The 11685-nt window shown below is 73.3% G+C and carries 5 protein-coding genes; 1 reads left to right on the top strand and 4 read right to left on the bottom strand.

The window, feature by feature from the left end; genetic code table 11:
* Positions 1 to 135: 135 nt before the first annotated feature.
* From HS048_RS04300 to HS048_RS04290, 3 genes are all read right to left on the bottom strand, one after another.
* Positions 136 to 3249 carry a PAS domain S-box protein gene (locus HS048_RS04300; protein WP_196466200.1) on the bottom strand — a complete coding sequence of 1038 codons (3114 nt, stop codon included), beginning with the start codon at positions 3247 to 3249 and terminating at the stop codon, positions 136 to 138.
* 146 nt (positions 3250 to 3395) lie between these two features.
* Positions 3396 to 4721 (bottom strand): MFS transporter, encoded by a 1326-nt coding sequence (locus tag HS048_RS04295; protein ID WP_196466199.1) that lies wholly within the window; start codon positions 4719 to 4721, stop codon positions 3396 to 3398.
* Between the two features lie 546 nt (positions 4722 to 5267).
* Positions 5268 to 8192 carry an EAL domain-containing protein gene (locus HS048_RS04290; RefSeq protein WP_196466198.1) on the bottom strand — a complete coding sequence of 975 codons (2925 nt, stop codon included), beginning with the start codon at positions 8190 to 8192 and terminating at the stop codon, positions 5268 to 5270.
* Between the two features lie 287 nt (positions 8193 to 8479).
* Between HS048_RS04290 and HS048_RS04285 the strand changes: the two genes are divergently transcribed.
* Positions 8480 to 9148: a lytic polysaccharide monooxygenase gene (locus tag HS048_RS04285; protein WP_068900223.1), complete on the top strand. Its 669-nt coding sequence runs from the start codon at positions 8480 to 8482 to the stop codon at positions 9146 to 9148.
* Positions 9149 to 9238: 90 nt separating this feature from the next.
* On the opposite strand, the gene HS048_RS04280 is transcribed toward HS048_RS04285, so the two are convergent.
* Positions 9239 to 11566, bottom strand: a complete 2328-nt coding sequence (locus tag HS048_RS04280) for a M28 family peptidase (protein WP_196466197.1) — start codon at positions 11564 to 11566, stop codon at positions 9239 to 9241.
* Between the last annotated feature and the right edge of the window lie 119 nt (positions 11567 to 11685).

Raw genomic sequence — 11685 nt, 5'->3', positions numbered from 1 at the left:
ACGGCCCTGTGCCACGAGCACGGCCCGGATCCTCACCGACCGGCAGGACCGACGGGCCGGATCCTCACCGACCGGCAACCGACGGGCCGGATCCCGAGGCCGAGACGGGCCAGGACGCCTTCCGGGCGTTTCCCTTCAGGGCGTTTCCCCTCTGGGCGGTCCGGCGGAGGGCAGGCGGAGGGTGAAGACCGTTCCTCCGCCCTCCCTCGGGGAGGCGGTGATGGTGCCGCCGTGCGCCTCGACGATCGCCCGGGTGATCGCCAGCCCCAGGCCGGTGCCCTTGATCCCGGACTCCACCGCGGTCGACGCGCGGAAGAACCGGCCGAACAACCGCGGGTACTGCTCGGCGGGGATCCCGATGCCGGTGTCCGCGACCGTGACCGTGACCGTGCCGCCCCGGCCGTCTTCACTCCCGCTCCCGTTTCCGCCGTCGCTCCCGCTTCCGTTTCCGCTGTTGCTCCCGCTTCCGTCTCCGCTGTTCCCGCCGTTCCCGTTCTCGCTTCCGTCGTCGTCCCCGCCGCCGCCGTCACCGATCCCGTCACCCGGCCGGGCGATGACGATGACCTCGCCCCCGTCCGGCGTGTACTTGACCGCGTTGGAGAGCAGGTTGTCCAGCACCTGGCGCAGCCTCACCGGGTCGGCCCGCACCCACAACCCTGCGGCCGCCTCCGCCCGCACCGCCAGCCGCTTGGCGGTCGCCGCCGGCCGGTGGTCGTCGACCGCCTGGCGCACCAGTCCGTCCAGCGCCACCGGCCGCGGCTCGAGCGCGATCCGTCCGGCGTCCAACCGCGCCAGATCCAGCAGGTCGTCGACCAGCCGCTGCAGGTGCGCGCTCTTGCGGTCGATCACGTCCGTGAAGGCGCGCTGCTCGGTGCTCAGCTCCGGATCGTCCAGCAGGAGGGAGGCGTAACCACGGATGGCGCCGATCGGCGAGCGCAGCTCGTGGCTGACCAGTGCCACCAGCTCGTCCTTCATCCGGTCCAGCTCCCGCAGCCGGCGCACCTGCTCCTGCCGGCGGGCCAGCAGGAGCTCGCGTTGCTCGGCCAGGCGGCGGCGCTCGGTCACGTCGCTGGTGATGCCGTCGACCAGCAGCCGGTCGCCCTCACGGCGCGGCCGGGCCCGGATCCACACCCACCGGGTCACCCCGTCCAGCCCGATGATCCGGCACTCCAGCCGGGCGGGTCTGGCATCGGCGATGGCGGCGTGGAAGGCGGCGAAGGACTCCCGGTCGTCGGGGTGGACCAGTTCGGCCATGACCGCGCCGGCGTCGGCGCCTGCAGGCAGCCTGCCGCCGAACACGACGCTGCTGTCGGAGTCCAGATAGACCGGGTGGACCGTGCCGTCGGCGGTCACCTCGACCGTCCACACGTAGTCGTCGATCTGGGTGACGATGCGGTCCAGGTGGCGGCGTTCGGCATCCAGGGCCACGGCGAGCTCGTGGGAGCGGCGGTGTTCCAGGTAGCGGCCCATGTGGGCGCAGACGCCGTCCAGCATGGCCGCCAGGTCGTCGTCGGCCTCCTGGACGGTGTCGGCGAAGAAGGTCAGCACTCCCAGCACGCGCCGGCCGCTGCTCACCGGCAGGCCCATCGCGGCACGCAGCCCGACGCGCAGCACGGCCGGTTTCCGGGTGAAGTCGAGCGGGTCGGCGGCCAGGTCGGGTATCCAGGCCCGGCGGGCGCTCACCCACACCGTTCCGGCCAGACCGCCCCCGCGCGGGAACACGTCGGGTTCGTCGCGGACCAGCGCGTCAAGGTCCCGTCCGGGCCGGACCCACAGGCCCAGCCGCCGGATGACGGTCTCGTCGGGGTCGACCTGCCAGTATTCGCCGCAGGTCCAGCCGAGCGTGCCGGCGACCGCGGCGGTGACGCCGGCGGCGACCTGCCCGCTGGAGGCGGCCTCGGCCAGCACCCGGGCCACCGCCTCCTGCGCGGTGCGCAGCAACTCGGCCCGGTGCCGCTCGGTGATGTCGTGGATGGCGGTCACCGCGCCCAGGCAGCGCCCGTCGGCGGCCTCGATCGGCCGGGCGTTGACCAGATAACGGCGCAGATCCGTCCCGGTCCCGGTCACGCGGGCCGTCACCTCGCAGCCGTCGACCCGCTCCCCGCGCAGCGCCCGTGCCAGCGGCACCTCCTCCGGCCGCAGCGGGGTCCGCCCGTCGGAGTCGTACAGCTCGTAGAGGGCGTTCCAGTCGCCCTTCCTCAGCTCCTCCGGGGAGGGCGAACCGGCGCCCGATCGCGAAGCCGGTTCGATCTCCCGCAGCGTCTGGTTGACCAGCACCACCGTGCCGTCGCTGTCGCAGGCGACCACCCCGGCGTCCAGGCTGTCCATCAGCGCCGTCAGGAACCGCCGCTCCTGCTCCAGCCTCCGCCGCGTCGCCACCCGGTGGCCGATGTCGCGCACGAACGCGTGCAGGACCGGTTCGCCCTGCTCGGTGCGGACCCGTAGCGCCATCTCCACCGGCCGCTCCCGCCCGGTCCGATCGACCGCGGTCAGCTCGATCCGGCGTCCGGACGGGTACGGCGGGCCGGCTCGCCGTACCCGGTCCAGTTCGTCACGGAGCCGCGGCCGGAACCGGCGCGGGACGATCAGCTCGTCCACCGGCCGTCCCACGGCCTCGTCCGCCGAGTGGCCGAACAGCCGCTCGGCGGCGGGGTTCCACGCCGTCACGGTCCCGGCGGCGTCGATGGACACGAACGCGTCGAGCGACCGTTCCAGGACCGTGCCCAGCCGTGCCGCCGCCAGTCGTGCCCGCCCCTCGTCCAACCGCGCCGCGAGCTGCTCCTCCGCCGAACGCGCCACCTCTCCCGCCAGGTGCAGCCCGCGCGGGTCCCACCCCCGGGGCCGTACGTCCAGCACGCACAGCACGCCCAGCACCTCGCCGTCGGGTGCGCGCAGCGGGAAGGCGGCGCAGGCACGCGGCTCCAGCCCGTCGACGGCGGGCATGCCGCCCAGCCGGGCGTCGGCCCGCACGTCGGTCACGGCCAGCGGTGCGTCCGCGGCCAGGATCCACCGGAACGGCGGGTGCGGGGCGAGGTCCCGTCCCGTCCAGCGCCCGGCCGGTCCCGTCGCGCCGAGGCACACCAGCCGGTCGCCGTCGGCCAGCGCCACCAGGGCGGCGGGCGCCCTGAGCAACCGGGCCGCCAGCCGGGCGGGCGCGTCCAGCGCGGACGCGCCGGGCGTGTCGGGCGCGTCGAACAGACCGGTGACCCGCAGCGCCTGCGACCACCGCGACTCCCGAACCGTATCCACCGTCCTGGTCACGCCATGCCCCCGGATTCACCCTTACCCGGTGGGTCCGGACCGTCACCATGCCGGGCACCCCGTGGAAAGCGGCGTCCGCCCGCCGCGCGGTGCGGCCCGGGCGGCGGCACCGGCCGTCATCCGGGCGGCCCGGATCAGTGCGACGGGACCTTGTCCGTGTCGGTGTCCGTGTCGGTGCCCGTGTCGGTGCCCGTGTCGGTGTCCGTGTCGGTGCCCGTGACGGCGACGGGCTCCGGCTCCGGGGCGCGCAGCCCGCGCACGCCGGGGGAGAGCAGCGCCGCGACGGCGGACAGCGTGACGATCGCGGCGCAGCCGAGCAGCGCGGGCTCCGGACCGATCAGGGCGGCGACCGGCCCGGCCACCAGCAGGCCGATCGGACCGAACATCAGTGATCCCAGGGCGTCGTAGGAGCTGACCCGGGACAGGGACTCGGCCGGGATCTCGCGCTGCATGGTGGTGCTCCACAGCACGCCGAAGACGTCGAAGCAGACGCCCATCACGACCGCGCCGACGACGATCGTCCACAGCGGGGCGCCCGATCCGAGCAGGAGGTACGGCAGGCCCGTGGGCGCGGTCAGCAGCGTCGCCACCAGGATGGGACGGCGGGGCCGCAGCCGCATCGCGATGAAGACGCCACCGATCATGCCGACCGCCTCGCCCGCCAGGATCATCGACCAGGCGAACGCCCCGCCGAGGCGTTCGGTGGCCACCAGCGGGCCGAGCACGCCGTGCGCGGCCTGCACGGCCATGACCAGCACGGAGAACTGTGCGACGACCACCCAGAGCCACTGCCGGGAGACGAACTCGCGCCAGCCGTCGCGCAGGTCGGCGAGGACCGAGTGCCCCTCGCCCGCCGTGCGCTCCGCAGGGGTGAGGCGCAGCGCCGCGATCAGGACCGCCGCCGTGGCGAACATCGCGGCGCTGACCGCCAGCGCCCAGCCGCCGCCGATCAGGACCACCGTGGCGCCGCTCAGCACGAGGCCGGCGACGCGTGAGCTGTTGGCGCCCAGTCCGAGCAGGGCGTTGGCGGTCTGCAGCCGGTCGGCCGGGACGACGTCGGGGATGATGCCGGTCAGCGCCGGGAAGAGGACCGCCATGGCGATGCCGCTGCACGCCGACGCCGTCACCAGCGCGGGAAGCGGGGTCCAGCCGGTGAGCAGCATCGCGGCGAGGCAGGCGAACGCCGCCGCGTTGAGCGCCTCGCCGGCCATCATCACCCGGTGCCTGGGGAAGCGGTCCGCGATCACCCCGCCGACGAGCATGAACGCCACCATCGGCAGCGCCTCGGCGGTGAGGACCACCGACAGCGTCGTGGCCGTCGCACCGGGCAGTTCGAGGACGCCGAAGGCGAGTGCGACGGGGGCGAACGAACTGCCCAGGACGGAGATGGTCCGCGCCGCGAGCAGCAGGCTGAAACGCCGATCGCGAAGCATGTCGATGTCGCGACGGTAGGTGGTCACGGCCGGCTCCTCACAGAATCCACAAGAGGAACCATCCTGCCGTCTTCCTATCGCGATGTCGCATCAATAAATCCGCACCGCCGGGACCACCGCGACTGCGATTCGCGGCCGTCCTTCCACAGGTCCGCCGGGACACCGGCCGTGGCCGCGGCGAGAAGGAAAGCCTCAATTCTGGACGTACGGCCCCATCTCCCGGACGGAGCAGGAACGAGAGAGCGTGTTCACACCCCGTGTTCGCACATTCACCTGATGTGATCGACCGACTACTGGTAGATACATCTGGTGCGGGTGAGGTTATCGAAGGGGGAAGCCACGCTCGCGTCGGGGGAGGGCGCCTTTGGTCACCGGGGCACGATGACCAGGGGCGCCCACACCCCCTCGGAGGAGCCGCACCCCACTTTCGAAGCAGTGGGACGTCTTCCTTCGCGCCCACTCACAGGACGGCCGATGACTCCGCCCGGTTTACCGGGCTCCTGATTTCTTCGCCGGATTCACCGGACGGGCCGGTTCAACCGACGGACAGGTGCACCGGACGGGCCGGCCGGACTAGCCGGCCAGGGCGGGCGGGTCGAGCCGGTCACAGCCGAGGCCCGCCGCGCGGACGGCCAGCAGGCGGCCGACCTCCTCCTCGGGCAGCGGCGGCGCGAAGTGGAAACCCTGAGCCAGGCGGTAACCGAGCTGGTACAGCCTCCTGGCCTGCGCCTCGGTCTCCACGCCCTCGGCCACGGCCCGCAGCCGCAGCGCATGGGCGATCTGCACCAGCGAGGTGGCGATCACCGAGTTCTCCACGGTGCCCGTCACCCCGTCGACGAACAGCTTGTCCACCTTGAGCACGTCGACGGGACAGGTGCGCAGCAGCCCCAGCGAGGAGTGCCCGGTGCCGAAATCGTCCAGGGCGAGCTTGACCCCGAGCGCGTGCAGGGCCCGCACCGTCTCCAGCGCCGGTCCGCCGTCGAAGACGGCCGTCTCGGTGATCTCCAGCAGGAGGTCCTCCGGCCGGAGCCCGGTCTCGCGCAGCACGTCCGTGACGGCCTGCACGAACGACGGCTCCCGGAGCTGCCGGGGCGAGACGTTCACGCCCATCCGCACAGGCCCGGCGGCACCGTACCGCCGCCGCCACTCGGCCAGCTGGCGGCATGCCTCCCGGAGCACCCAGGCACCGATCTGAACGATCATCCCGTTGCGCTCCGCGACCGGGATGAACTCCGCCGGGGAGACCAGCCCGCGCTCCGGATGGCGCCAGCGCACCAGTGCCTCCACGCTGGAGAGTTCGCCCTCGGGCAGGACCACCACGGGCTGGTACAGCAGGAACAGCTCCCCGGAGACGAGGGCGTGCTGCAGCTCGGCGCCCAGCCGGGCGTGCTCGACGGTCCGGGCGTCCAGTTCCGCCGTGTACCGGACGTAACGGCTCTTGCCCTGCTCCTTGGCCGCGTACATGGCCACGTCGGCCCGGCGCAGCAGCTCGCTGGCGTCCGTGTCCGGCCCGCCGGCCACCAGGCCGATGCTGGCCTGCACCAGCAGGTCGTGGTCGGCGGCCCTGGCCGGAGTGCCGAGCGCCACGACGACGCGTTCGGCGATGCGGTCGGCCTCCTCCGCGGAGACGTCCCGCAGCAGGACGGCGAACTCGTCACCGCCCAGCCGCGCGACCGTGTCATCGGGTCCGACGCATTCACGGAGCCGGTCGGCGACGACCTTCAGAAGCGCGTCGCCCACCGCGTGCCCGAGCCGGTCGTTGATCGTCTTGAAGTCGTCGAGGTCGACCAGGGCGAGCACGACCTCGCGGGCGCCGACACCGGGACCCGCACCGGTTCCGGCGTCGTCCCCCGTCCCGCTCCCGGTCCCGGTGTCGGTCGCGGTTGCGGTCCCTGTGTTGGTGTCGGTCGCGGTGCGGGCGAGTGCGAGGGCGCTCGTCGTCCGCTCGGTGAACAGGGCCCGGTTGGCGAGGCCGGTCAGCGCGTCGTGGGTGGCCTGGTGCGCCAGCTGGTCCTGGACGCGCCTGGTCTCGGTGATGTCGCGGGCGTTGCTCACGATGCCGCGGATCGCGGGGTCGTCCATCCGGTTCGCGCCGACGAGCTCCAGCCACCGCCAGTCCCCGTCCGCGTGCCGCATGCGGACCTGGCAGGTGGCGGTGGCGCCGGGGTCCCGCATGAGCCGCCTGCCCATCCTCCCGAGGAGCCGCACGTCGTCCGGGTGGGTGCAGTGGGCCACGGGCCGGCCGAGCCAGCGGTCGGCCGGTACGCCGAGGATGCGCTCGACACTCGAACTGACGTAGGAGAGCGTCCCGTCGGCGGCGGTGACGGCGATGATGTCGGAGGAGTTCTGCACGAGCGAGCGCGCCCGTCGCTCGTGCCGGCGCAGTTCCAGCATGCTGGCGTCGAGCCGGGCCAGCAGGTCGGCGTTGTCGTAGAAGGCCAGGATCTGGCGCCCCACCACCAGGCAGGTGATGACGGTCGCGCCCGCCGCGATCACCTGGGTCTCCAGGCCCGCCGTACGTGTCGAGACCAGCAGGAGGCCGCCGGTCGCCGCGATCGCGGCGTACGGCAGCAGGCTGAAGGGCCTGCCCCGTCCCGGAGCCCGGGTGGTCTCCCTCCTCTCCTCCCGCTGCCGTTCGGCCGCGATCGCGAGGAGGAGGAAGGTGATCGGGACCGCGACGTGGGCGACGTTGAGGTCCGGCCTGGACTGGATCAGTGGCATGAGCGCCCCGCCCGTCGCCCCGACCAGGGCCGCCGCCCCCAGGGCGGACAGCGACTCCCGGTTCAGCGGCCCGGCACCGGCCAGCGCCAGCTTGACGGCGGTGAGCATCGCGACGAACCCCAGCATGATGGTGACCAGCCCCGGCAGGGACGAGCCTGTGGTCGCGGCCAGTTCCGGCGAGCCGCGTACCGCGAAGGCCCAGGCGAACAGGCCGGCGGCCAGCATGACGATGCCCGTGTCGAGCCACAGGGTGAGCCGCTCCCTGCGCGAGCGGCGCGCGACGGGCAGTCGCAGCAGCGCCCAGAGGGCGGACAGCACACCGCCGAGGTACAGCACCGTGGTCAGCGGCCCGGGCTGCTGCGTCGGCGCGCCGGGCCCGGCGACCGCTTCGTACGCGTTGCAGGCCACGCCGAGCCCGATGATGAACGCCGCCGTGCCCAGCCACCGCCAGAACAGCCGCGCCGCGGCGTCCAGGGAGGCGAGACCCGCCGTGCGCATGCACGCGTGCGCGCTGAGGAACGTGCTGAGGACCACCGGCACCCAGGCCACGACGGACATGTCCATGGGATGCGCGAGGTTGAGGACGAACCACCCCGCGCTGAACACGGCGAGGACGCCGAGGCCGGCCGTCGGCGACGGGGACGAGGACAGGGGCGGGGACGGCGCCCGGTCCGGAGCAGCGCCCCGCAGCGGCAGCGGACGGGCCGGGAAGCGGGTCAGGAGACGGGTCAGGGCCGCACCGAGAGGCACGGTGCGCTCGCGCCGACCTGTTCGCATGCCCTGGCCTCCTTGCGACGTTTCCGGTTTCCCTTACGGAGGCCCATCGGCGGAACGGGGCCGGTCTTGAGGGTTTCCCCACCGCCGCAGGCGCGACGCCTGTCAAGGTGTCCGCCCGGTCACCGTCGCGGGGGAAGGCGTTTCCGCTGCGGAAACCGATGATCGGATGAAACTTTCAACTTTTCGAAGTCAGATGTCACCACTGACTCTTGTCAGGTAATATCTCCATCGAATGGGAGCGCTCCCACCAACCGGAAACCCCCCGACCGGAAGACGGAGACCGCACGATGCACCGTGACGACCACGCCGGAAGACCCCGCCGGACGCTTCGCTCCATGGCCCTGCTGTCCGCGGCGGCACTCTTCCTGATCCCCCTGGCCGAGAGCGCATCCGCCCACGGGTCGATCGTCGACCCGGCGTCCCGCAACTACGGCTGCTGGCAGCGCTGGGGCAACGACCACCTGAACCCCTCCATGCAGCAGCAGGACCCCATGTGCTGGCAGGCGTGGCAGGCCAACCCCAACGCCATGTGGAACTGGAACGGCCTGTACCGCAACGGCGTCGGCGGCAACCACCAGGCGGCGATCCCGGACGGGCAGCTGTGCAGCGGCGGCCGGACCGAGGGCGGCCGCTACAACGCGCTCGACGCCGTGGGCGCCTGGAAGACGACCGACATCCGCAACAACTTCACCGTCAAGCTCTACGACCAGGCCAGCCACGGCGCGGACTACTTCCGGGTCTACGTCACCCGCCAGGGCTACGACGCCACCACCCAGCCGCTGCGCTGGAGCAACCTGGAGCTGGTCCACCAGACCGGCCGGTACGCCCCCAGCCAGAACATCTCGTTCAACGTCAGCGCCCCCGGGCGCACCGGCCGCCACGTCGTCTTCACGATCTGGCAGGCCTCGCACATGGACCAGGCGTACTACCTGTGCAGCGACGTGAACTTCAGCTGACCCGCCGAGTCCACCGGCCCCGCCCGGCGCTGCCGCGCCCGGCGGGGTCCGCCGTGCCGTCCCCGGTCGCGCGGGCGCCCATGACGGGATTCAGGAGTCCCCGGTCAGGGTGTAACCGCGCGTGACCGCGGTGAGGTCACCGTCCTCCCTGGTGGCGGCGACCAGTCCAGGAGGTCTGGGGACGAAGCCCGGCACGGCGGTCAGCCCGTCGGTCTCGGCGATCACGGTGAGGCGGATCCGGTCCTGCTCCGGTATGCGCAGGGTGATCCGGACTCCCCGGGCGGGGATGCCGCGGAAGCGGATCTCCGCGGGCCAGGTACCGGTTCGTGTGCCGGTGACGGGCACGCTCACCGACCCGAACCGGCCGGCCGACGCGGTGGCGCGGGTGATCGGCCGGTCGAGCCGCAGCGTCACCGAGCGCGCCCCCTTCCCGGCGGCCACGTGCAGTTCCAGCGTGTCCCCGCTGCGGGCCAGGACGTCGGCTCGCGGGCCCTCGGCGGCGATCGCCGGTGCGGGTCCGGTCCGGAGCGTGCCGCGTGCGTACCCGGGGGGCAGCGCGGAGGCGTCGTGGCCGGACACGTACCGCTCGGTCCACCGCGCCGGGTCCGCGTCGGCGCTGACCCAGTGGGCGGTACGGGTGGCGGCGTCCATGACGTACGCCAGATGCGTGCGCCGCGGCCGGTCGGCGTCGAAGTCGTCCGCCACGAGCCCGATGGCGACCAGCCCCGCCGCGAGGAGCAGGGCCGTCAGGGGCACCGCGAGAACGACGGCCCGCTTCGGCCGGGTGGCGGGATCGGGCAGGAACAGCTCCGCGATCGGCACCGCGATCAGCCCGGACAAGGCCAGCACCGACGCGCTCACTCCGCCGAGTGCCAGACCCATCCCGTCGAAGACGTCCCCGGCCAGGGACGGCAGCAGCATCGCGGCCGTGACCGGACCGAACATCGCCACGACCGTCCGCGCCCGGGCAGGCGTGCGGAGCAGGACCGCGGCCAGCCAGCCGAGCGCGCCCGTCAGCGCCGGCAGGGCGAACAGGAAGGACGCCCCGGGAGCGGCCTGGGCGCACAGCACGCCCAGCCCGGCGAACCAGGCCAGCGCGCCGACCGCCAGCGCCGCCGGGCCCAGCCTGCGGCGCAGCGCCAGGTACCAGCCGAGGACCGCCAGCGCGCACAGGACCGCGATCGCCGCCTGGTACGGCCGCGGCCGGTGCAGCAGGCCGCCCATCAGGTCGTAGGCGGGCCGCCAGGACACCAGCAGTTCCCACAGCCCCTGCGCCAGGGCGGCCGACACCGCCAGAGGCACCACGGCCGAGGCCGTCGCCGCGATCAGCCGGGGCAGGCTCAGCAGCCGCCTGACGCGGGCCGCCAGCGCCAGACCGGCCACCGCGACGACGGCCAGCACCGCCAGCGGCCAGACGAGCCGATCCGGATAAGTGATCATGGTGCCGAGCGCACGGAAGTAGGTGGCGTCGTGATCGGAGGCCAGCGTCCGCAGGTCCGTGCCGCCGAGGGCGCGCGCCAGCGCCAGCATGTTGCCGCCGTGGTGCTGAAGGCTGCCCGGGTCGAGGTTGGCGATGGAGTCACCCGCGGTGTGGTACAGCGAGGAACCCTGGATGTAGGCGAAGTTCATGCCGGTGAAGCCCGCCTTGGTCAGCGGGGTGAAGTCCGTGTTGTTGGGCAGCAGCCGATACAGCTCCACCATGGCGGAGTGGCCGCGCGGCGCGGGGACGGCGCCTGCGAACGTCTCGACCAGGCGGGCGTTGTCCGCGGAGGTCTCGAACATCAGCGAGGGGCCGCTGACCCCGCGCGCCTCCCAGTTCAGCAGCACGCCGCCGGTCCTGCCCAGGGGATGCTCCCGGACGAAGGCCTCGGCGCCGAGCACGCCGTCCTCCTCACCGTCCGACATGAGCAGCACGATGTCGTTACGCAGGCCGGAGCCGCCGCGGAGCGCCCGGACGGTCTCGAGCATCGCGGCCACCGCGGCGCCGTCGTCGGAGGCGCCCGGCCCCATGGCTGCGGAGTCGTAGTGCGCGGCGATGAGCACGGTGCCGGTCGAGTCCGTTCCCCGCAGCCGGCCCACGATGTTGTCGACCTGGCCGAACGTCGCCAGCCCCGCCGCGGAGCGGGCACCGACCGAGCGTTGGATCTCGACCTCCAGCCCTGCCGCGCGCAGCCGTCCGGCCAGGTAGTCCCGGGCCCGGTCGCCGGCCCGGCTGCCGACGGGCCGTGGTTCGGCGGCGAACTCCTTCAGGTGGACCAGCGCGCGCCCCGCGCTGAACCGGTCGTCCGGGGCGGTGGCCGGAAGGGGTTGCATGGTGCTGTCCGCCATGGTCGTCAGGATGATCACCATGGCCAGGACGAGCAGGGCCGCCGACCCGGCCCGCACCCGCCGTGGCGCATCGAACAACTTTCCGATCATGGTCGGGAACGGTAGGCCGGGCCGCCCGCCCGGCGGAATGAGGCGCCCGTCCGCCTGAACCTGCGGTTTTCCGTACCCCCGGTACGGCCATGCGCCTCATTCCCGCCGCTCGGCCGGAC

The organism is Planomonospora sp. ID91781 (assembly GCF_015711595.1).
In the GTDB taxonomy this organism is placed as follows: domain Bacteria; phylum Actinomycetota; class Actinomycetes; order Streptosporangiales; family Streptosporangiaceae; genus Planomonospora; species Planomonospora parontospora.
The sequence above is the reverse complement of the archived record's forward strand: the minus strand, read 5'-3'. Positions and strand labels throughout refer to the sequence as shown.

Excerpts from the sequence above, each read along its gene's own strand:
- HS048_RS04285 (WP_068900223.1), top strand. The coding sequence starts at position 8,480 with ATGCACCGTGACGACCACGCCGGAAGACCCCGCCGGACGCTTCGCTCC.
- HS048_RS04290 (WP_196466198.1), bottom strand. The coding sequence starts at position 8,192 with ATGCGAACAGGTCGGCGCGAGCGCACCGTGCCTCTCGGTGCGGCCCTG.
- HS048_RS04280 (WP_196466197.1), bottom strand. The coding sequence starts at position 11,566 with ATGATCGGAAAGTTGTTCGATGCGCCACGGCGGGTGCGGGCCGGGTCG.